Annotated in this window: 17 protein-coding genes; 10 read left to right on the top strand and 7 right to left on the bottom strand. The window is 45.5% G+C overall.

Annotated elements, in window-relative coordinates; translation table 11 throughout:
• Positions 1 to 27 precede the first annotated feature (27 nt).
• Complete coding sequence (locus ICV39_RS08235; protein WP_251372773.1) at positions 28 to 957, top strand: tripartite tricarboxylate transporter substrate binding protein; 930 nt, start codon at positions 28 to 30, stop codon at positions 955 to 957.
• Positions 958 to 965: 8 nt separating this feature from the next.
• Here ICV39_RS08235 and ICV39_RS08230 read toward each other — a convergent pair whose 3' ends face one another.
• The gene (locus ICV39_RS08230; protein WP_215389617.1) at positions 966 to 2,276 is read right to left on the bottom strand and encodes an amidase; all 1,311 of its coding nucleotides are present in this window, start codon (positions 2,274 to 2,276) and stop codon (positions 966 to 968) included.
• 83 nt (positions 2,277 to 2,359) lie between these two features.
• Between ICV39_RS08230 and ICV39_RS08225 the strand changes: the two genes are divergently transcribed.
• Together ICV39_RS08225 and ICV39_RS08220 are read left to right on the top strand one after the other, a co-directional pair.
• On the top strand, positions 2,360 to 3,022 hold the full coding sequence (locus ICV39_RS08225) for a SprT family zinc-dependent metalloprotease (RefSeq protein WP_215389616.1): 663 nt from the start codon (positions 2,360 to 2,362) through the stop codon (positions 3,020 to 3,022).
• Positions 3,023 to 3,083: 61 nt separating this feature from the next.
• Positions 3,084 to 4,175: a tartrate dehydrogenase gene (locus ICV39_RS08220; protein WP_305848926.1), complete on the top strand. Its 1,092-nt coding sequence runs from the start codon at positions 3,084 to 3,086 to the stop codon at positions 4,173 to 4,175.
• 6 nt (positions 4,176 to 4,181) lie between these two features.
• On the opposite strand, the gene dnaQ is transcribed toward ICV39_RS08220, so the two are convergent.
• From dnaQ to ICV39_RS08195, 5 genes are all read right to left on the bottom strand, one after another.
• Complete coding sequence (gene dnaQ, locus ICV39_RS08215) at positions 4,182 to 4,898, bottom strand: DNA polymerase III subunit epsilon (RefSeq protein ID WP_215389615.1); 717 nt, start codon at positions 4,896 to 4,898, stop codon at positions 4,182 to 4,184.
• Complete coding sequence (locus ICV39_RS08210) at positions 4,898 to 7,996, bottom strand: efflux RND transporter permease subunit (RefSeq protein WP_215389614.1); 3,099 nt, start codon at positions 7,994 to 7,996, stop codon at positions 4,898 to 4,900. The genes dnaQ and ICV39_RS08210 overlap by 1 nt, the downstream gene beginning before the upstream one ends.
• On the bottom strand, positions 7,993 to 9,300 hold the full coding sequence (locus ICV39_RS08205; protein WP_215389613.1) for an efflux RND transporter periplasmic adaptor subunit: 1,308 nt from the start codon (positions 9,298 to 9,300) through the stop codon (positions 7,993 to 7,995). The genes ICV39_RS08210 and ICV39_RS08205 overlap by 4 nt, the downstream gene beginning before the upstream one ends.
• 110 nt (positions 9,301 to 9,410) lie before the next feature.
• Positions 9,411 to 9,857, bottom strand: a complete 447-nt coding sequence (rnhA, locus tag ICV39_RS08200; RefSeq protein WP_215389612.1) for a ribonuclease HI — start codon at positions 9,855 to 9,857, stop codon at positions 9,411 to 9,413.
• On the bottom strand, positions 9,847 to 10,677 hold the full coding sequence (locus ICV39_RS08195; protein ID WP_215389611.1) for a class I SAM-dependent methyltransferase: 831 nt from the start codon (positions 10,675 to 10,677) through the stop codon (positions 9,847 to 9,849). The genes rnhA and ICV39_RS08195 overlap by 11 nt, the downstream gene beginning before the upstream one ends.
• A gap of 7 nt (positions 10,678 to 10,684) precedes the next feature.
• Between ICV39_RS08195 and gloB the strand changes: the two genes are divergently transcribed.
• The 7 genes from gloB to ICV39_RS08160 all read left to right on the top strand — a co-directional run bounded on the left by gloB (position 10,685) and on the right by ICV39_RS08160 (position 20,494).
• Positions 10,685 to 11,488, top strand: a complete 804-nt coding sequence (gene gloB, locus ICV39_RS08190; protein WP_215389610.1) for a hydroxyacylglutathione hydrolase — start codon at positions 10,685 to 10,687, stop codon at positions 11,486 to 11,488.
• Positions 11,488 to 12,894 (top strand): transglycosylase SLT domain-containing protein, encoded by a 1,407-nt coding sequence (locus tag ICV39_RS08185; protein ID WP_215389609.1) that lies wholly within the window; start codon positions 11,488 to 11,490, stop codon positions 12,892 to 12,894. Before gloB ends, ICV39_RS08185 begins: the two co-directional genes overlap by 1 nt.
• A gap of 28 nt (positions 12,895 to 12,922) precedes the next feature.
• The gene (locus ICV39_RS08180) at positions 12,923 to 14,806 is read left to right on the top strand and encodes a propionate--CoA ligase (RefSeq protein WP_215389608.1); all 1,884 of its coding nucleotides are present in this window, start codon (positions 12,923 to 12,925) and stop codon (positions 14,804 to 14,806) included.
• 232 nt (positions 14,807 to 15,038) lie between these two features.
• Positions 15,039 to 16,226 carry a glutamine-hydrolyzing carbamoyl-phosphate synthase small subunit gene (carA, locus tag ICV39_RS08175; protein WP_215390962.1) on the top strand — a complete coding sequence of 396 codons (1,188 nt, stop codon included), beginning with the start codon at positions 15,039 to 15,041 and terminating at the stop codon, positions 16,224 to 16,226.
• Positions 16,226 to 19,489 carry a carbamoyl-phosphate synthase large subunit gene (carB, locus tag ICV39_RS08170; RefSeq protein ID WP_215389607.1) on the top strand — a complete coding sequence of 1,088 codons (3,264 nt, stop codon included), beginning with the start codon at positions 16,226 to 16,228 and terminating at the stop codon, positions 19,487 to 19,489. Before carA ends, carB begins: the two co-directional genes overlap by 1 nt.
• A gap of 55 nt (positions 19,490 to 19,544) precedes the next feature.
• Positions 19,545 to 20,021 (top strand): transcription elongation factor GreA, encoded by a 477-nt coding sequence (gene greA / locus ICV39_RS08165; protein WP_215389606.1) that lies wholly within the window; start codon positions 19,545 to 19,547, stop codon positions 20,019 to 20,021.
• A complete protein-coding gene (locus ICV39_RS08160) occupies positions 20,021 to 20,494 on the top strand; it encodes a DUF4149 domain-containing protein (protein WP_215389605.1) in 474 nt (157 codons plus the stop codon). The genes greA and ICV39_RS08160 overlap by 1 nt, the downstream gene beginning before the upstream one ends.
• A 26-nt stretch (positions 20,495 to 20,520) precedes the next feature.
• Here the strand turns inward: ICV39_RS08160 and ICV39_RS08155 are convergent, their stop codons facing one another.
• Entirely contained in the window at positions 20,521 to 21,147 is a 627-nt protein-coding gene (locus ICV39_RS08155; protein ID WP_215389604.1) for a YhbY family RNA-binding protein, read from the bottom strand.
• Between the last annotated feature and the right edge of the window lie 69 nt (positions 21,148 to 21,216).

Below are 21,216 nucleotides of genomic sequence, written 5' to 3'. Positions count from 1 at the left end.
ACTGCAAAGTCCTTAATCTTAGGTCTGATGGCAATCATGAATATTGCTTTTGCCCAGTCTTATCCTGATCGACCAATTGTTCTAGTTGTTCCAAATCCTCCTGGCGGACTTGTTGACACTTCAGCGCGTTTATTGAGTGAGCCGCTAACTCGAGTAATTGGTCAGCCAGTCGTGGTTGACAACAAGCCTGGGGCTAGCGGTAACACGGCCTATCAATATGTAGCTAAAGCAAAACCCGATGGATACACATTATTGATTTCTTATTCTGGTTATCACGTTGGTAATCCTGCATTAATGGATAAATTGCCATGGGATCCAATTAAGGATTACTCCCCAATCGCATTGCTGACTGTATCGACGAATGTGATTGCGGTCCATCCATCTGTTCCGGTGAACAATCTCAAAGAATTTATTGCCTATGCAAAAGCCAACCCAGGTAAATTAAATTATGCTTCTCAGGGAAATGGCTCGGTATCGCACATCGGTACAGAAATGTTTAAGCAGATTACAGGTGTGGATATGATCCACGTTCCATACAAGGGGTCTGGTCCTGCTATTCAGGATGTATTGGCTGGGCAAGTGCAGGTCTTTATCTCAACCCCGCCCTCATTAATGCAACATATTCAAAGCGGTAAGTTAAAAGGCTTAGCTGTGACTGGTAAAAATCGTCATCCTGGTATGCCCAATGTTCCTACCACTGCTGAAGCGGGTCTCCCATCTTTTCAGCTGGAATCGTGGGTTGGGCTATTCGCACCCGCAGGCACTCCAGCACCTGTTGTTGCTAAGTTGACAGACTCAGTTAAAAAGAGTCTTGCTTTGCCAGAGGTAAAGGAGCGTGCGGATGCGGCAGGTGTTGAGTTGCGCTATCAAAGTCCTACCGCTACCGAAGCGCTTGTCAAAAAAGAATTACCTTACTGGAATAAGGTAATTAAATCTGCAAACATTACTTTAGATTAAAGAACCTGTTATGCCTGATCTCGCAAAACGGGATCAGGTAATGCAAGCGCAAACGTTTTTGCAGCACTCAATAGAAATTGATCTTGGCCGTAAGCGGCAATGAGTTGTACTCCAATTGGAAGTCCATTGGGTCCAGTTGAGATATTGAGATTAATGCAGGGCAGGCCCAATAATGTCCAGGTTCGGCAGAACAGAGGGTCGCCAGTGCCCTCTTTAATTAATGGCGCTTCTCCAATGGCGCTGGGCGCAATGATTAAATCAATGTCTTCATTAAACAGATTCTGCATGGCTTTTCTGGCCATCTGAGTTTGATCTAAGTCGCGCTTATATTGGCTAAATTCAATGGAGGCGCCCTGATCAATTTGCGATGTAATCATCGTGCTGAGTTTTTTAGGGAACTGCATGCGCTCAAAAGCAAGGCTGCGCGACATCTCACTTAGCATGATGCGTATTTGTGTTTGAGTCAGTTGTTTAAGTTCGTTAGGTAGCTCAATATCATTTACATTTCCTTTGGCAAATGACTCAGCACTAAAGCGAGCAAGGGCAAGTGCGCCACGTGTTTCTGGGCTTGTATATAGCCACTCAGGAGTTTTGCAAATTGCGATACGAGCTTTATTGTGAAGATCAGCCACCTTTGCCAGTTCATGATCGCCGCTCATTGCAGCGACACCTAGTGCTACATCTTCTACAGTGCGACCAAAACAACCTAGTGTGTCTAATGATGGGGCAAGACTCTTAACGCCAGCTGTGCTGATTTTTCCAAAGCTAGGCTTATATCCAACAACCCCGCAAAATGAAGCTGGTCGAATAATAGAGCCCGCAGTTTGACTGCCGGTGGCAAGTGGAATCATAAAATCCGCCACTGCAGCTGCAGATCCGCTTGAAGAACCGCCAGGCGTATGGTGAGAATGGTGAGGATTTGATGTTGGACCGCTTTTGAAGGAGGCAAACTCGGTAGTAACCGTTTTTCCGAGAATGATGCCACCGGATTGGCGCATCAGCGCTACGGAAACGGCATCGGTGCTGGGGTAATTATTGGCATAGATGGATGATCCATAACTGGTGGGTAAATCATGGGTATCAAAGAGGTCTTTTACGCCAATTGGAAGGCCATGCAATAGTCCCTTAATAGCGCCTTTATCCAGGGTTTTGGCTTTGGCTAGGGCGTTTTCCTTTCCTAGGCTGACCCATGCCTTTAGAACGCTTTCACGCTGCCCAATGCGATCTAAGCAGGCCAGTAGCAAGTCAGTTGCTCTAATCTCCCGTTTAGCTAGTTTTTTAGCGGCCTGGGATGCGCTCAGGCTTTCAAGATCTTTCATTCAGGTATTCTACTTTTGGTAGCGTATGATCGCAATTTCCGGCTGTTTTCTCTCTAATATTTACCAATTTATTCTCTATATAAATGAAGCAACATTCTGTACGCGAAGCTTGGCTAGAAGATGCCGTTAAGCACCTAGAACCCATATTTTCAAAAGCGGGCTATGCCATTCCTCCCGTAAGAGTCTCATGTGGGTTCCCAGCGTCAAGCAGTCCAAGGACAACCTTGGGTCAGTGTTGGCCTCGTGAGCGATCTGGTGGCGGTGTGAATGAGATATTTATCTCACCAAAGCTCGATGACCCGATTCAGTTGCTAGACACTTTGGTGCATGAGTTATGCCATGCAGTAGATGATTGCTTTAGTGGTCATGGAGAGGATTTCAAGGGAATAGCTCAAACTGTTGGCTTGGAAGGGCCAGCTCGGATGGCGCATGCTACAGAAGAGCTCACTGTAAAGTTAATGATGATTAGTCAGGAACTCGGACCCTATCCCCATCATGCAATTGTGTTTCCACCGCCTAGACCTAGCAATGCGAGTAGAAGTAAGGCTAAGTGTGGGCAATGTGGTTATGAAGTGACTCTACTAAAAAAGTGGGCCAGTTATGGCGCCCCAATTTGCCCAAAGGACAATATCCGCATGCAAGAAGATATTCCTGAAACCATTGAAAACACCACAGAATATGATTCAGAGAGCCTTGGTAAGGGCGCAAAAGCACCCCCTGACGAGATCCGCCGCGCAATTAGCTAGTTTTAAAAAGTTAAAATAAAGCCTTCAATCTACAAAAACCACTATTTGAGACTACATACCTATGAATACAAAAAAAATATTCAAAAATCCTAAGATTGCCGTTATTCCAGGTGACGGCATTGGTAAAGAAGTGATGCCAGAGGGCGTTCGCGCTTTAGAGGCGGCTAACCGCAAGTTTGGCATTGGTATGCAGTTCGATCATTTTGATTTTGCGAGCTGTGATTACTATCTCAAGCACGGCAAAATGATGCCAGATGATTGGTTTGATACTTTAATGAAGTACGATGCGATTTTCTTTGGCGCTGTTGGTATGCCAAATATCTTGCCCGATCACGTTTCATTGTGGGGTAGCTTAATTCAATTCCGACGCGGATTTGATCAATACGTCAATTTGCGTCCAGTACGCTTATTACCAGGTGTTCCTTGCCCATTAGCAAATCGCAAGCCAGGTGACATTGATTTCTTCGTTGTGCGCGAAAACACTGAAGGTGAATATTCCAGTGTTGGTGGAAAAATGTTCCCGGACACTGATCGTGAATTCGTAATTCAAGAATCGATATTTACAAGACAAGGCGTAGATCGCATTTTGCAGTTTGCTTTTGATCTTGCCCAGAGCCGCCCAAAGAAACATCTAACATCGGCCACAAAGTCTAACGGTATTGCAATTACGATGCCTTATTGGGATGAGCGTGTGGAAGCCATGTCCAAGAAATTTGGTGATGTCAGAACGGATAAATACCACATTGATATCTTGGCAGCTCATTTCGTTATGAATCCAGATCGTTTTGATGTGGTTGTTGCAAGCAATCTATTTGGCGACATCCTTTCAGACTTGGGACCTGCATGTACAGGTACTATCGCTGTGGCTCCATCGGGAAGTATTAATCCTGAAGGTAAATTCCCATCACTCTTTGAGCCAGTTCATGGATCAGCGCCGGATATTTTCGGCAAAATGATTGCTAATCCGATTGGTCAAATTTGGAGTGGGGCGATGATGCTGGATCACTTGGGTTACCCTGAAGCTGGTAACGCGATTTTTTCCGCAATTGAAAAAGTCTTAGCTGCTGGACCTGCGCATACTCCTTTGACGCCTGATCTTGGTGGTGCAGCTAAAACAGATGATCTTGGTAAGGCTATCGCTGCTGCAGTCTAAGGCTTATTAGTTTTGCGCTGCTTTTAAGGGACTCCATACGGGGTCCTTTTTGCTTGATTTAGCAATTTCACCCAGAATCTTTTCGTGCTGTTCAATCTCATCTACACTTGCTGCGATGATTTTGAGTTGAGTTGGCAAGGTCTTGGATGTAGATTCTGTTTCTTCATCGTTAACGGTGTAGTCAATCAGATCAATAGAGAGATCTTCTTGACCTCTTGTCATGGCGATATACACTTCCGCCAATAGCTGAGCATCTAATAGCGCTCCGTGAAGGGTGCGATGCTCATTGCTGATAGAGAAGCGATCGCAAAGGGCATCCAAAGAGTTTCTTTTGCCTGGGAACATCTGACGAGCATCGAGCAAGGTGTCAGTTATCTTTGAGGCAAGTCCGCGAAATGGCGGGCGTTTCAAGAGAGCGAATTCATTGTCGAGGAAGCCCAAGTCAAAGGCTGCATTATGAATAACAATCTCAGCGCCATCCACAAACTCGATTAGCTCCTCGACGATATTGGCAAATAAAGGCTTGTCAGATAAGAATTCCCTTGAAAGTCCGTGAACAGCAAAAGCCCCGGCATCAATATCGCGCTCTGGATTGATGTAGTAATGGAAGGTTCTATCGGTAAGCCTGCGATCAATGACCTCAACGCAACCGATTTCAATGATGCGATCACCAGTTGCGTGACTCAGCCCTGTTGTTTCAGTATCTAAAATAACTTGGCGCATTAAGTTCCTTCAAGCACGGAGGCGGGGATATCCATTGGACCATTACCAGCATATTTATCAAGATAAAGATAAATAACAGGAGTGATGATCAAGGTGACGAACTGAGAAAAAATCAAACCGCCAGCAACGCTAATGCCTAATGGCTGTCGTAATTCAGCTCCTGCGCCAATCCCTAATGCAATAGGTAGGGCGCCCATTAATGCCGCAAAAGTCGTCATCATGATTGGTCTGAAACGCAAAATACAGGCCTCTCTAATAGCCTTCTCGGGGGTCATATTTTGATTTCGCTGTGCATCTAGCGCAAAGTCAATCATCAAGATCGCATTCTTTTTGACGATACCAATCAAGAGCAAGATACCAATTGAGGCGACGATGGTTAATTCAAATCCAAAAAGCCTTAGCGAAACAATTGCACCGATTGCTGCTGATGGCAAGCCGGCCAAAATGGTTAATGGATGGATATAACTCTCATACAGCACGCCAAGCAAGATATAGATCACACCTAAAGCGGCAAAGATCAAAATTAACTGACCTGATTGATTGCTCTTAAATACTGCGGCATCACCGCCATAGCTCGTGATAATAGAGGGTGGCAGATCAATTTGCTTTGTATATTCTTCAATTTTTTTAGTGGCATCACCCAAAAAGACATCTGGTGCCAAGTTGAATGAAAGTGTTACCGCAGGGATTTGGCCTTGATGGTTAACTGCTGTTGGTCCAATCGTCCGATTAAAAGTGGCTAGGCTTGATAGGGGGATTAGCTTATCAGTAGCACGGCCGCGTACAAAGATCTTATTCAGATCCGTTTCAAATTGACGATCATCCTCTGATGCTTCAAGAATTACGTAGTAGGTATTAACGGGTGTATAGATGGTTGAGACCTGCTTCTCGCCATAGGCTGTATACAAGGCAGTACGAATATCTGCAATTGACACACCAGCGCTAGCAGCTTTTTCACGATTGATATCAATCTTGACGTTCAAGCCTTTGAGCTGGGAGTCGCTGGTAACGTCCCTGAACATCGGATCAGCACGCATTTTTTGCATGAGCTTGTCTGCCCATTCATTAACACCTTCAAAACCCACGCTTTGCAAAATAAATTGATAGCGAGATTTACTATTCTTTCCGCCCAGCTGTAAATTTTGGACGGGGCGCATATACACTTGCAATCCTGGAATCTCTTTAAATTTGGCTCTTAATCCTTCCATCACCTTAGACATCTTTTGGCGATCAGCCTTGTCCTTCAGAATGATGAAGATGCGTCCAGTATTCGTTCCAGAGCTAGCGCCGCCACCAACCACGGAAATAGAGCTGGCAACGTTTGGATCGGTATTAACCAGCTCTGCTGCACGATCTTGTAATGCAAGCATAGCCTTAAAAGAAATATCTTCTGAAGCTTCAGTAGTTGCCTGGATTTGTCCAATATCTTCTTCGGGGAAGAAGCCTTTGGGACTATTAATAAACAGAACCACTGTAATAACAAAAGTTGATGCTGCGCCCCACAGAACTTTTTTGCGGTTCGCTAATGCAAGATCTAAATAATGAATATAAGTCTTTAGCATCCAATCAAACAGACGATCAAATTTCTTATTGACTTCGTATTCCTTGGGATGCTCGCCTGGCTTTGGTAGGAATCGGCTGCAAAGCATCGGTACAACAGTTAATGAAACAATTGCTGATACCAAAATCGATAGCGACACTACAACTGCGAACTCTCTAAATAAAAGGCCGATAGGACCAGCCATGAAAAAGAGGGGAATAAATACCGCAACTAGAGAAATTGAGATAGAAATAATCGTGAACCCAACCTCTTTGCTGCCCTTGAGGGAGGCCTTTAAGGGCTCCATTCCTTCTTCGACGTAGCGCATGATGTTCTCGAGGACCACAATCGCGTCATCTACTACCAAGCCAACTGCTAACGTAATACCCAGTAGAGAAATGTTATCTAGGCTATAGCCCAAGAAATACAGCAAGAAGAATGCGCCAATCAAAGAGATTGGCAAGCTAATCGACGGGATTACCGTTGCAGAAATGTGTTTTAGGAACAGGAATATAACTAGAACCACCAGCAAGACCGTTAAAGCTAGCGTGTAGTTAACGTCATGAATCGCCTCGATAATCGATAACGATCGGTCATTGAGAAGCTGTAGCTTGATGGACTCAGGCATTTGCTTTTGCAACTGCGGAAGTAATTCCTTGACAGACTTAACAACCTCAACAGTATTCGCGCTTGGTTGGCGCAAAATGGCAATAGCAATAGAGCGCTCGCCATTTGCAGTTGCTAGCGTTTTGACATCCTCATAACTCTCCGTAACATCGGCTACGTCTTTAAGATAGATGGGCAAACCATTTTTTTGGCTGACAATAAGGTTGGCAAATTCCTCTGGTTTAACTAGCTGGGGATTTGCGTAAATAGTGATGGCTTGACGAGGGCCATCTAAAACGCCTACTGGACTATTGGAGTTGGCCTTATTGATGGCAACAGCCACATCGTCCATCGTGAGATTGCGATTCGCCAATGCGTCCGGATGAATGCGAACGCGTACCGCGTAGCGTTTTGCACCATAGACTAGAACTTGTGCAACGCCACTGATAGTAGATATGTTTGGAGAAAGCAGATTTTCTGCATAGGCATTTAAGTCTGATAAGTTGACTGAGGGAGAGCTCATGCGCACTACCAAAACTGGTGTGTCAGCTGGATTGACTTTGCGGTATGACGGTGGAATCGTCATTTCAATTGGCAGGCGCTTCTGAGCGCGCAACAGCGCAGCCTGAACATCTACAGCAGCTTTATCAATATCGCGATCATTATTAAATTCCAGCGTAATGCTGGTGCTACCCAGGAAGTTTGTAGAGCTGATGACGGTGATGCCATCAATAGTAGAAAACTCTTTTTCCAGTGGAAGCGCAACTGATGCCGCCATATTCTCTGGCGATGCTCCAGGAAGAGAGGCGCTAACTGAAATGATGGGTGAGTTAAAGCTTGGGAGTGCTGCTACCGGAATTTTGAGGTAGGCGACAGTTCCGGCGATGACGGTTGCAATGGAGAGCAACACCGTCATCACGGGGCGGCGTATACATAACTCAGATAAGGTCATTTTTTATCTACTGGAGATGAGGGGGCTGGCTGAGCTGTTGGTGCAGGCGCACTCTTTGATTCGCGGGTTTTGCCGCCAGGTCGCAAGTTTTGTTTACCTTCAACAACTACCTTATCACCAGCCTGAATACCAGAAATAACAGAGGATCCTTGGTATTCATAGATAACTTTGATGGGAATCATGCTGGCTTTGCCGTCTTTGTCTAAAGTAAATACAAATTTGCCACGAGGATTAATCACTACAGCCTGAGAGGGTACAGATAGCGCATCTTTCAGGTCGCTAGCTACAAGTGAAACGCGAGCAAACTGACCTGGTAGCAATGTCATACCTTCATTGGGGATTTGCGCTTTTACTCGAACTGCAGCAATAGAGGGGTCAACTTGATTGTCGACCACAAGCACAGTGCCTTCATACGTTTTCTTGCTGTTATCCCCCACAGTCACTGTTACTTTCAGTGGTTCACCGTCTAACTGATTTTCCAAAATCGTTGGAATATCTTTTTCAGGAATAACAAATTGAACATTGATTGGATTTAGCTGGGTGATGGTAACCATTGCGCCAACACTCGATGTTGCGGTTGAGCTGGTTGCTGTAGTGACTACGTTGCTTGCCTGAACCAAAGAGCCAGGAAAAACATTAACTATGCCAGCACGTCCATCAATAGGGGATTTGATGTAATCAAAAGACAACTGGACTTCGGCTGCCTTGGCCGCCGCCTCTGCTGATTTAGCATTGGCATATGAGGTCTCAAGACCCGCTTTGGAAATAAAGTTCTTTGCAACTAACTCTTTAGCGCGCAGATACTGCTTCTGAGCATCGTCGGCTAGCGCTTTAAGTTTTTCGTAATTTGCCTTGTCGTTACGGTCATCTAGGGTAAATAGTAAGTCCCCAGCCTTCACTTCTTGACCGTCTTTGACATTCACTTTGGCTACCGTATTGGTAACCATCGGACGTATATCTACGATGCTGTTGGATACGATGGTTCCAGTGGCTTCGATGATAAGAGGAATATCTTTTTTCTCGACAACAATCGTTGTGACAGTAACCGGGCCACCTGCTTTGTCTGCAGCAGGGAAAAAATAGTCAAATGCTTTGGAGCCAGCGTATAAAACAATCAGCACCAATAAGATGCGCCATTTGTACTGAATTGCAAAAGTCTTAATCGTCGGCAAATCCAGTTTTTTTAGTTTGCTTGTATGTGGACTTGCTTTCGCCCAAAGATTACATAAGCGAGCTTTGGCGGAGCCTTTTAGTCCGACTAATTTGGTAAGCAAACGATCCAGGGTAGATTCAATTTTTGACACAGTCTCGTATTTCTTTGTTTTATATGGATTAAACACCCATTTTGGGTACTTTAAAGCTTGCCCATTCTCTCATAAGAGTGCAAAAAACGCCCCTAAAAGTGGGTTATCTTCTAAGGCAGGTATTCCTCGACCCCTTTATTTGCTAGCTGGTCCGCCAGCTCGTTCCCAGGGTGGCCATTGTGACCCCTTACCCAGTGCCAGGAAATTTCATGATCCGGAAGTAGGGCGTCTAACTCTTGCCATAAATCGGCATTTTTAACGGGGTCCTTGCTTGCCGTTTTCCAGCCTCGTTTTTTCCAATTCTCTAGCCATTCAGTAACCCCTTTTTGCACATATTGGGAGTCAGTCCAAAGCTCAACCAAACTTCTTTGCTTCAGGGCGCGCAGGGCAAAAATCACTGCGCTGATTTCCATTCGATTATTCGTGGTGAGCTTTTCACCTCCGTGCAAATGCTTCTCGTGTTCTCCTGACTTCAGTACAGCACCCCAGCCTCCGGGCCCTGGATTGCCTTTGCAGGCTCCATCGGTATAGATAATGATATGTGGTTTAGCGCTCATTAATATGTTCAGTCCTGGACTCGTGGATTGACATTAGTTTATTTCGTTCTGCCGCTGGGCTTAATTGTGTCAAGCTCGGAATGCGAGCCTTCTGAACTTGTCCAATTAGCCTTATGCCCTGATGCCGTTTGATGGCGGAGACTATGAATACAGCACCAAATATAGGCCACCAGCGGTTTCCCATGGGTTCTAGAAAATCCATGCGCCCCATGGCTGATTCGCTGTGTAATGGAAGTTTGTAGCAACCAAAGTGACCGCGATCTAGCGAGTAATTAAGGAGTTGTAACCAGTCTTTGATTCTGATTAGGCTAATAAATTGACCGTCTCTTGGCAGGTAGGGGTTGCCAATAAGGCGACTGAGATATTGTTTCGCACCCCATAAGCTTGCAGGATTGAATCCAGAAATCACAATTCGACCTTCAGGACGTAACACACGATCTACTTCACGCAAAATCTGGTGAGGGTCAGCAGCAAATTCCAAAACATGCGGCATCACAATTAGATCAATGCTCTCATTAGCAAATGGCATCTCTGAGGTACTGCCTTCAATGGGGTGCCAATTAAATCGCGCGATTAATTCACGATTGTCATTGGCGTGAGTGAGTAGGGCATGCATGGGCATGCGGTTTTCACGTAAACCATTTAATTGCGGGAGTCCAATTTGGACTGCATGAAACCCAAAAACGTCAGCCACTATCTGGTCTAAACATTGTTGCTCCCAGCCTAATACATAGCGACCCGGTGGGGATTGGAGCCATTTTTCCCAGGAACTCCAAGGGGGTGCACTACTCTGCAGAGGAATGGGTGGGGTTGGTATCATCGACTTTATGAATACTTTATTGCAAGTTTGGCCGATTCCGGCGTTTGATGATAACTATATCTGGTGTATCCATGATGGAAAGTCTGCCTTGGTGGTCGATCCAGGCGACGCTAACCCTGTTTTACAGTTTTTGGATGACTCAAAGCTCCATCTAAAAGGAATCCTCATTACCCACCATCATGCTGATCATGTAGGAGGTATTTTGAAGCTACTTGATCAATTGGGCACTGATATTCCTGTTTATGGTCCTCGTGGTGACAATATCCCTGGCCGAACCCAGCTTGTTAAAGAAGGTGACGTACTTGAAATCTCCGCACCAAGAATTACCCTAAAAACTCTTGAGGTTCCAGGTCACACACTAAGCCACATAGCCTATTTTGCAAATATGCAAGCGAATGTTGTCGAACCAATGCTGTTTTGTGGTGACACCTTGTTTGCCTCGGGCTGTGGTCGATTGTTTGAGGGCACTCCAACTCAGATGTCTCATTCTCTGGATAAATTTAAGAGTCTGCCAAAAAATACTTTGGTGTATTGCACCCACGAATACACCTTATCCAATATTCGATTTGCACTCGCGGTAGAGCCGAACAATGTGAACCTCATCTCATGGTCAGAACGAGCAAAAGAGCTGAGAGATAAAAATCTACCCACATTACCAACAAGCATTGGTCAAGAGCTTCAAGTTAATCCATTTATGAGATGTGATCAAGCTGAGGTGATTCAATCTGCAAAAGCCAAGTCAGGGCAAGCGATGCTTCCTGATTCGGCGCATGTTCTTGCAGTGATTCGTGCTTGGAAAGATCAGTTTTAATGCGTTTGTTTTATGTTGCTATTGCAACAATAGCATTGCTATCGGGGTGCGCCAGTACGGGTGACTGGTCTTCAGATACACCTACCAAAGGCGGATCTAAAAAAGCTACTCGTGTAAATCTAAAGACCCAATCGGTTAGTAAGGTCTATGCGCCATCCGATAATTTATGGCTGAGGATACGCGATGGCTTTCAGATGGAGCCAATGAATAGTCCGCTAGAAATAGAGCAGGTTCGTTGGCTGAGCGCCAGACCTGATTATGTGCATCGTTCAATGGCTCGCTCTTCACGCTACCTTTTTTATATAGTGCAGGAAGTCAATGCGCGTAATATGCCTACTGAAATCGCCTTATTGCCATTCGTAGAGAGTGCATTTGTTACGAATGCAAAGTCTAGTGCCAAAGCGGTGGGACTTTGGCAATTCATGCCGGCTACCGGGAAAGATTTTCAGTTAACGCAAAACGTATTTCGCGATGAACGTCGAGATATATTGCAATCTACTGATGCGGCATTAGATTACCTCCAGCGCTTAAATAATCAATTTGGTAGCTGGGAACTGGCGTTAGCCGCATATAACTGGGGCGCCGGTAATGTGCTCAAAGCGCAAAAGCGCAATCAGGCGGCTGGTTTACCTACGGATTACGAAAGTCTGACGATGCCGCGTGAAACGCGCATGTATGTGCCCAAACTCATGGCCTATCGACAGATCGTATTGGATCCCGAGGCCTATGGGATTGTTTTGCCACAACTAGAAAATCACCCGTACTTTGTAGCAATTGATGTAGATAACGATATTGATGTGGCACTTGCAATTAAATTAGCTGAGATTCCTGAGGATGAATTTCATAGCCTAAATCCATCTTTTAATAAGCCGGTGATATTAAGCAATGCAAACCAGCAAATTCTTTTACCGTTTGGTCATGCGGAAATATTTCAAGCTAATCTAAAAAAATTCAACAAACCCTTATCAACCTGGACTGCTGTAAAGGTCTCTAAGACCGAGAGCGTAGATCAAGTTGCCAAAGGTTTGGGAGTTGATGCGGATTCTTTAAGACAAGTGAATGGCATACCTCGTGGAATGCGCATCAAAGCGGGCTCCACCATCATCATTCCAAAAACCAATGGAAGAACTGGTGATGTCTCATCGGCAATGGCGGATAACGCAAGCTTGAGTCTGGAAAAACCACCCCCACCAGCGCCTAAGTGTCCGAAACCAGTCAAAGGAGCTAAGGGCTCAAAGGTGGCAAAGTGTGCGCCAGGAACCCCAAGTAAGGGTAATTCTTCAGGGAAAAGCACTGCTTCTCAGCATAAATCCGCATCGACAGGGCTTGCAAAATCTGCGAAAAATGGTAGTTCACCGACTTTAAAAGCGAATTCAGCTACAAAAGGGGTGAGCAAAAACCAGTAATTTTTGAAACTTTTTGATTAGGTTGACCATGTCCTATAAAGCACACCATGAACGCTCAATTAAAGACCCAGATGGATTTTGGGGTGAGCAGGCTAAATTAATACATTGGGAAAAGCCATTTGATAAAGTTTTAAATTACAACAACCCGCCATTTGCAAAATGGTTTGAGGGTGGCCTCACCAATCTTTGCTACAACGCAGTTGATCGCCACTACAAATCGAATCCTGATCAATTAGCCCTTGTTGCAGTCTCTACTGAGACTAATCAAGAAAAGGCTTATACATTTAAAGAGCTATACGAAGAAGTAAATCGTATGGCAGCAATTTACAAAGCCAACGGCATTCAAAAGGGCGATCGTGTTTTGATTTACATGCCAATGATTGCTGAGGCATGTTTTGCCATGCTCGCTTGCGCACGTATTGGCGCGATTCATTCAGTAGTATTTGGTGGTTTCGCTTCTCATAGCTTGGCTACCCGTATTGATGATGCTAAACCGAAGATGGTAGTGACCGCTGAAGCAGGTATGCGCGGTGGTAAAGCGGTACCTTACAAGCCTCTTTTGGATGAAGCGATCACATTGGCAACTTATAAGCCAGAGAAGGTATTGATTGTGAATCGTGGTCTCTCTGAGTTCACGACTGTTTCAGGAAGAGATCTCGATTACGCAACCGAAAGACAAAAACACTTGAACGATATTGTTCCGGTTGAGTGGGTTGATGCAACACATCCTTCTTATATTTTGTACACGTCTGGTACGACAGGTAAACCAAAGGGCGTTCAGCGTGATACCGGTGGTTATGCCGTGGCTTTGATGTCAACTATGAACCACATCTTCTGTGGCAAAGCTGGCGAAACGATGTTCACTACATCCGACATTGGCTGGGTTGTTGGTCATAGCTACATTATTTATGGTCCATTACTCAATGGCATGGCAACCATCATGTATGAAGGCACGCCATTACGTCCAGATGCGGGTATTTGGTGGGAACTCGTTGCTAAATACAATGTTTCTGTGATGTTCTCAGCGCCTACTGCCGTTCGCGTATTGAAGAAGCAAGATCCCGCATTCTTAACTAAGCATGATCTTTCTAGCTTGCGCGCATTGTTCTTGGCGGGAGAGCCTTTAGACGAACCAACAGCTAGTTGGATTCATGATGCGATTAAGAAGCCGATTGTGGATAACTATTGGCAGACCGAAACTGGCTGGCCAATGTTGGCAATTCAGCGCGGCGTTGAAGTGATGCCACACAAATTTGGTTCACCAGGCGTTCCGTCCTTTGGCTACAACATGAAGTTGTTGGATGATGCTACTTCGGAAGAGCTTGGCGCAGATCAGAAGGGTGTGATCGCCATTGAAGGTCCATTGCCTCCAGGATGTATGCAAACCGTCTGGGGCGATGACAAGCGTTTCATTAGTACTTATTGGGAGACGATTCCTGGTAAGTTGATCTATTCAACATTTGACTGGGGCATTAAAGATAAAGATGGATACTTCTTTATTCTGGGTCGTACCGATGATGTGATTAACGTTGCAGGTCACCGTCTTGGAACTCGTGAAATTGAGGAAAGCATTTCTAGTCATCCTAATATTTCCGAAGTTGCGGTTGTTGGTGTGGAAGATAAATTGAAGGGTCAGGCAGCTATTGCGTTCGTGATTCCAAAAGATGCATCAAAGGCAGAGAATTTGGAAAAAGAGTGCATGAAAACGGTTGACGGGCAATTGGGCGCCATCGCTAGACCTAGCCATGTTTATGTTGTGACTGCTTTGCCAAAAACGCGATCTGGCAAGATTGTTCGTCGTGCATTACAGGCTGTGGCTGAAGGGCGTGATCCTGGTGACATTAGCACCATGGAGGACCAAAATGTCTTGTCTCAAATTAAGACCATCATCGACCAAAAGGCAGCTTCATAATTCGGCTTTTTACGACTCCCTAGATCTACGGTCTAGGGAGAATGGCTTGCAAAGCCTAATTGGCTGGGGATTCAAGGGCTTAGAACGCAAAACTGGTATGATTACAGGGTTCGAAACTAATTAAATACCCTAGCGCTTAAAGACACTCACCTCCCGCATATACAGCCCCGGGTTGGTCTTTTTGGGGTGTTGAGCGTCGGATGGAGCAGGGACTGGAGATAGTTTGTCACCCTTGCTTCCTTCTTTTCCTCCTGCCGTGTTGGCCTTAGCTGACGGCACTATCTTCCCCGGTTTTAGTATTGGCGCCCCAGGCGAGACTGCTGGCGAAGTTGTTTTCAATACCGCACTAACTGGCTATCAAGAGATCATTACCGATCCTAGTTATTCACGACAAATCGTGACTCTGACTTACCCCCATATTGGTAACGTAGGTGTCAATGCCCAGGATGCAGAATCCGATCAAATCCATGCTGCTGGCTTAGTAATAAAAGATTTACCAAAAAGGGTATCGAACTTCCGCTCTGAAGCCAGTCTCGATAGTTACCTTGCAAATGCAGGTGTTGTCGGCATCTCCGGAATTGATACTCGTAAGCTCACCCGCATCCTGCGAGATAAGGGCGCCCAATCTGGCGCGGTTGTTGCTGGCAAATTGGGCGATTGCTATGAATCTTTATCTGCAAAAGCCTTGGAATTAGCAAAAGCCTTCCCTGGAATGGCTGGTCTTGATTTGGCGAAGGTGGTTACAACCAAGAAGCCTTATGAATGGCGTGAAGCAGAATGGTTACTCTGTGGCCCTAATGGAAAACCTGCCTATAAGTCATTGGATGTATCCAAGCCCGTCAAAAAAGTAGTTGCCTACGACTTTGGTGTTAAGCGTAACATTTTGCGTATGCTCACAGAGCGTGGATGTGAACTTACTGTGGTTCCGGCCCAGACTCCTGCGGCTGAAGTGCTGGCCATGAACCCAGATGGCGTATTTTTCTCAAATGGTCCTGGCGATCCTGGCCCATGTGATTACGCCATTGCCGCCGCTAAGGAAATTATTGAAAAGGGTGTACCAACCTTCGGCATCTGCTTAGGTCACCAAATTATGGGATTAGCAGCTGGTGCCAAAACTTTAAAAATGAAATTTGGTCATCACGGCGCTAACCATCCTGTGAAAGATTTGGATACTGGTCGCGTAGCCATTACTTCACAGAATCACGGTTTCGCAGTAGATGCAAATACCTTGCCAAGTAATGTGCGAGTAACTCACGTTTCTTTATTTGATGGCTCATTACAGGGTCTGGCATGGAAAGACAAGCCAGCCCTGTGTTTCCAGGGTCACCCTGAGGCCTCACCCGGTCCTCACGATATCGCCTATTTATTTGATCGTTTTGTGGAGCTCATGAATGCTGCCAGCAAGAAGGAGGGCAAATAATGCCTAAGCGTAGCGACATTAAGAGCATTTTGATTATTGGTGCTGGACCGATTGTGATTGGTCAAGCATGTGAGTTTGACTATTCAGGCGCGCAAGCTTGTAAGGCATTACGTGATGAAGGTTACAAAGTCATTTTGGTTAACAGCAATCCTGCAACCATCATGACTGATCCAGAGATGGCTGATGTAACTTACATCGAGCCAATCACTTGGGAAGTAGTTGAACGCATTATTGCAGCCGAAAAGCCGGATGCGATTTTGCCAACAATGGGTGGACAAACCGCCTTGAATTGCGCACTTGATTTGCATCGCAATGGCGTATTGGAAAAGTACGGTTGTGAATTAATTGGCGCCTCTCCAGAAGCGATTGATAAGGCAGAGGATCGTCAAAAGTTTAAGGATGCCATGACCAAGATTGGTCTCGGATCTGCAAAGTCAGGTATTGCGCATTCTATGGATGAAGCGCATGAAGTACAGCAGCGCATTCAGAAAGAAACAGGTAGCTCTGGATTTCCAGTAGTTATTCGCCCTTCATTCACCATGGGTGGATCAGGCGGTGGTATTGCCTACAACCGTGAAGAATTCGAAGAGATTTGCAAACGTGGTCTTGATCTCTCTCCAACACGTGAACTCTTGATTGAAGAGTCTCTCTTGGGCTGGAAAGAGTTCGAAATGGAAGTGGTGCGCGATCGCAACGACAACTGCATTATTGTTTGCTCCATTGAAAACTTAGATCCGATGGGCGTGCATACAGGTGACTCGATTACCGTTGCGCCAGCGCAGACTCTGACAGACAAAGAATATCAATTGATGCGAAATGCATCGATCGCTGTTCTTCGTGAGATTGGTGTAGATACAGGCGGTTCTAACGTTCAGTTCTCAATCAATCCAGTGGATGGACGCATGATTGTGATTGAAATGAACCCTCGCGTTTCTCGCTCATCCGCACTAGCTTCTAAAGCGACTGGATTTCCGATCGCCAAGATTGCAGCCAAACTTGCCGTTGGTTACACATTAGATGAACTAAAGAACGATATTACTGGCGGTGCTACACCAGCTTCGTTTGAGCCATCTATTGACTATGTTGTGACCAAGATTCCACGCTTCGCTTTTGAGAAATTCCCTCAAGCTGATTCTCGTTTAACTACGCAGATGAAGTCTGTTGGTGAGGTGATGGCGATTGGCCGTACATTCCAAGAGTCCTTCCAGAAGGCTTTGCGTGGTCTCGAAGTCGGCGTTGATGGTTTAGATGAGGTTTCCTCAGATCTTGATGACATTATTAATGAAATCAATGAACCTGGTCCTGATCGCATATGGTATCTCGCAGACGCCTTCCGCATGGGCATGGGTCTAGATGAGGTCTATAGCGAAACCAAAATCGATCCTTGGTTCTTGGAGCAGATCGAAGAACTCATCACGATTGAAGCTGAACTCAAACAGCGTAAGGTAGATAGCCTGTCAGCTGCAGAGCTCCGCTTTGTGAAGCAAAAAGGATTCTCTGATAGACGCCTAGCAAAATTACTTGGCGTTGATGCATCCTCTGTGCGTGCAGCGCGCCATCGTTTAAAGGTGGTTCCTGTCTATAAGCGTGTGGATACTTGCGCAGCTGAATTCTCAACCAATACGGCCTATATGTATTCAACATATGAAGCTGAGCATGGCGAATGTGAATCACGTCCAACTGATAAGCAAAAGATTATGGTTTTGGGTGGTGGCCCTAACCGAATTGGTCAGGGTATTGAGTTTGATTATTGCTGTGTACATGCGGCATTAGCAATGCGCGATGATGGCTATGAAACTATCATGGTCAACTGCAATCCAGAGACCGTTTCTACTGACTATGACACTTCCGATCGTTTGTACTTTGAGCCATTAACGCTTGAAGATGTTCTGGAAATTGTTGCCAAAGAAAAGCCAAAAGGCGTAATCGTTCAGTACGGCGGACAAACACCATTGAAACTCGCTTTGGACTTAGAGCGTAACGGTGTACCAATTATTGGAACTTCGCCGGACATGATTGATGCCGCAGAGGATCGTGAGCGCTTCCAGAAGCTCTTGCATGATTTGGGCTTGCGTCAACCACCAAATCGTACTGCACGTACTGAGGATGAGGCCTTAAAGCTTGCAGAAGAGATAGGCTATCCATTAGTTGTTCGTCCGTCATATGTTCTTGGTGGGCGAGCAATGGAAATCGTTCATGATGGCCGCGACTTAGAGCGTTATATGCGTGAGGCGGTTAAAGTCTCTCATGATTCTCCTGTCTTGCTAGATCGCTTCTTGAATGATGCGATTGAGTGCGATGTTGACTGTATTAGCGATGGCGGTAAAGTCTTTATCGGCGGTGTGATGGAGCATATTGAACAGGCTGGTGTTCACTCAGGTGACTCTGCATGTTCATTACCACCATACTCTCTATCAGATGCCACCGTTGATGAGATTAAGCGTCAAACAGCCGCAATGGCAAAGGGTCTCAATGTTGTTGGATTAATGAACGTGCAGTTTGCGATTCAGAATGTTTATGGCAAAGATGTTATTTATGTTCTCGAAGTAAATCCACGAGCATCACGTACTGTTCCGTTTGTGTCTAAAGCAACTGGTTTGCAATTAGCCAAAATTGCGGCACGTTGCATGGTGGGTCAGACTTTAGATAAGCAGAATATCAAGTCTGAAGTGAAGCCTCCATACTTTTCAGTCAAAGAAGCGGTATTTCCATTCAATAAGTTCCCTGGTATTGATCCAATACTAGGACCAGAGATGCGTTCTACTGGTGAAGTCATGGGTGTGGGTAAAACTTTTGGCGAAGCATTATTTAAGTCTCAGTTGGGTGCATTCATTAAGTTGCCTAAGAGCGGCACTGTGCTCTTAACTGTAAAAGATAGCGATAAACCTAAGGCGGTAGAGGTTGCCAAGCTCTTGCACCAACTCGGTTTCCCAATGGTGGCCACAAAAGGTACTGCTGCTGCTATTGAGGCTGCTGGATTGCCAGTTAAGTTGGTAAATAAGGTAAAGGACGGTCGTCCGCACATTGTCGATTTCATTAAGAATGGTGAGATTTCATTGGTATTTACTACCGTTGATGAGACCCGTACTGCGATCGCAGACTCTCGTTCAATTCGTACTAGCGCACAAGCAAACGGCGTGACTTATTACACAACCATTAGTGCGGCTAGGGCGGTGATGGATGGATTGTTAGCTTCGCAGAATGGCAACAAGGACTCTTTAGAGGTTTATTCTCTGCAGAATTTACATGGAACGCTTATTTAATCTAAAATCAATTATCTAGGCGCGTTTTGCGCCTTTTTTAAGTTAGGTTAGCAGCATGGGTACAATTCCAATTACTAAACGTGGTGCAGAACTCCTAAAAGAGGAGTTACACCATCTTAAGCATGTAGAGCGTCCCGCAGTCATTAATGCGATTGCAGAAGCTCGCGCTCAGGGAGATCTCTCAGAGAACGCCGAGTATGACGCCGCCAAAGAAAAGCAAGGCTTTATTGAGGGTCGAATTCAAGAGTTAGAAGGCAAGTTATCTGCCGCTCAAATTATTGACCCTGCTGCATTGGATGTCTCTGGACGCGTTGTCTTTGGAGCCACTGTAGATCTTGAGGATCTTGAGGACGGCACTAAATTTACCTATCAAATAGTTGGCGATGACGAAGCAGATATCGCCGCGAATAAGATCTCGATTAGCTCGCCAATTGCCCGCGCGTTAATTAGTAAGGAAGAGGGTGACGTTGTTGCAGTTCAAGCCCCCGGCGGTAATCGCGAGGTTGAAATCTTAGCGGTTAAATACATCTAATGTCTCACACCAAAATCCAGCGATTATTTACCGTAATTTCTGGACTTTGGGTTGGCGGTTTCATTACGATTGGTTTTTTAGTTGTCCCCATTTTGTTTGCCACGATTGGGGATCGGCAGATTGCGGGAGTCATTGCCGCTCATCTATTCAAGATAAGTTCATACATTGGCGTTGGGGTTTGTAGTCTCTTAATGCTTATCGCCAATCGTTTAGTCAAACTTGGTAACCGATCTTATCGGCTAATCCGCTGGACACTATTATTGATGCTGATTTGCACTGTAGTGGCAGCATTCATTATTATTCCCTGGATGAATGCATTACGAGATCAAGCCCTGCAATTGGGGATATCCGTTCGCGATACAAGTAGTGCCAGTCTGTTTGGACTGCTGCACAGGGTATCTAGCGTGATTTTCATCATTCAATCAATCTTGGGGATTGCATTGGTTTGGTGGTCAACAAAAAACGTCGACTAGCGACGTTTGTTTGTGTATTTGAATTACTAGGATCCCAGTGATTTTTTCTTGTTGCTACTCATACGCACCTTACGTTTTTTAATAGGCGCTGGTGCAGGCGTTGCTTTGCGGTAGCCTGGAGATGACCAACCAATCTTTGACTCAGCCGCCTCCGAACGCAACACTCGTTTTTTTGGTGTTGTTGATTTAGCAGCAGCTGCTCGTTCAAATGGAGATTTAGATGAGACTGAGCGTCGATCTGATCTCTCCGAAGTGCTAGTGCGCCTTTCAACTTTAGAGCTTGTGCGATTTGGTTGGCGTTTAGTGCGTGGAGCCTGCAAGGTCTTCTTGGTCTGCTTGCTAGAGCGACCAAGATTGGCGTAAGCTTCGTCAACTACATCTTTAGGTTTCCAGAGAACAAGTAATTTGCCGATATGTTGTACAGGGGCGGCATCAAGCTTGTCGCACAGCTCTTCATAGATTGCAATACGCTCTTCACGATCATCGCCAAACACGCGGATCTTAATCAGTCCGTGGTGATTGATAGCGGATTTTGCTTCTTTGATCACGGCTGGTGTTAAGCCATCACCTCCAACCATTACTACAGGGTTTAGGCCATGGGCATCTGCTTTTAGGGATTTGCGTTGCGCTGGGGTAATCGTAAGTGCTGTCATGGGCTTGATGATAGAGCATTGAGTCCAAATAAGCCCTGTTAGATCCAAAATTCAAGGCTTTTAGTGCAA

Origin of the sequence: Polynucleobacter sp. MWH-UH25E, assembly GCF_018687095.1 — a bacterium.
GTDB lineage: Bacteria > Pseudomonadota > Gammaproteobacteria > Burkholderiales > Burkholderiaceae > Polynucleobacter.
Note: the sequence above shows the minus strand (reverse complement) of the source record. Positions and strands in the feature narration are given on the sequence as shown.

Bases quoted from the DNA above. Each gene is read 5' to 3' on its own strand.
- ICV39_RS08235 (WP_251372773.1), top strand. From the start codon at position 28: ATGGCAATCATGAATATTGCTTTTGCCCAGTCTTATCCTGATCGACCA.
- ICV39_RS08230 (WP_215389617.1), bottom strand. From the start codon at position 2,276: ATGAAAGATCTTGAAAGCCTGAGCGCATCCCAGGCCGCTAAAAAACTA.
- ICV39_RS08225 (WP_215389616.1), top strand. From the start codon at position 2,360: ATGAAGCAACATTCTGTACGCGAAGCTTGGCTAGAAGATGCCGTTAAG.
- ICV39_RS08220 (WP_305848926.1), top strand. From the start codon at position 3,084: ATGAATACAAAAAAAATATTCAAAAATCCTAAGATTGCCGTTATTCCA.
- dnaQ (WP_215389615.1), bottom strand. From the start codon at position 4,898: ATGCGCCAAGTTATTTTAGATACTGAAACAACAGGGCTGAGTCACGCA.
- ICV39_RS08210 (WP_215389614.1), bottom strand. From the start codon at position 7,996: ATGACCTTATCTGAGTTATGTATACGCCGCCCCGTGATGACGGTGTTG.
- rnhA (WP_215389612.1), bottom strand. From the start codon at position 9,857: ATGAGCGCTAAACCACATATCATTATCTATACCGATGGAGCCTGCAAA.
- ICV39_RS08195 (WP_215389611.1), bottom strand. From the start codon at position 10,677: ATGATACCAACCCCACCCATTCCTCTGCAGAGTAGTGCACCCCCTTGG.
- gloB (WP_215389610.1), top strand. From the start codon at position 10,685: ATGAATACTTTATTGCAAGTTTGGCCGATTCCGGCGTTTGATGATAAC.
- ICV39_RS08185 (WP_215389609.1), top strand. From the start codon at position 11,488: ATGCGTTTGTTTTATGTTGCTATTGCAACAATAGCATTGCTATCGGGG.
- ICV39_RS08180 (WP_215389608.1), top strand. From the start codon at position 12,923: ATGTCCTATAAAGCACACCATGAACGCTCAATTAAAGACCCAGATGGA.
- carB (WP_215389607.1), top strand. From the start codon at position 16,226: ATGCCTAAGCGTAGCGACATTAAGAGCATTTTGATTATTGGTGCTGGA.
- greA (WP_215389606.1), top strand. From the start codon at position 19,545: ATGGGTACAATTCCAATTACTAAACGTGGTGCAGAACTCCTAAAAGAG.
- ICV39_RS08160 (WP_215389605.1), top strand. From the start codon at position 20,021: ATGTCTCACACCAAAATCCAGCGATTATTTACCGTAATTTCTGGACTT.
- ICV39_RS08155 (WP_215389604.1), bottom strand. From the start codon at position 21,147: ATGACAGCACTTACGATTACCCCAGCGCAACGCAAATCCCTAAAAGCA.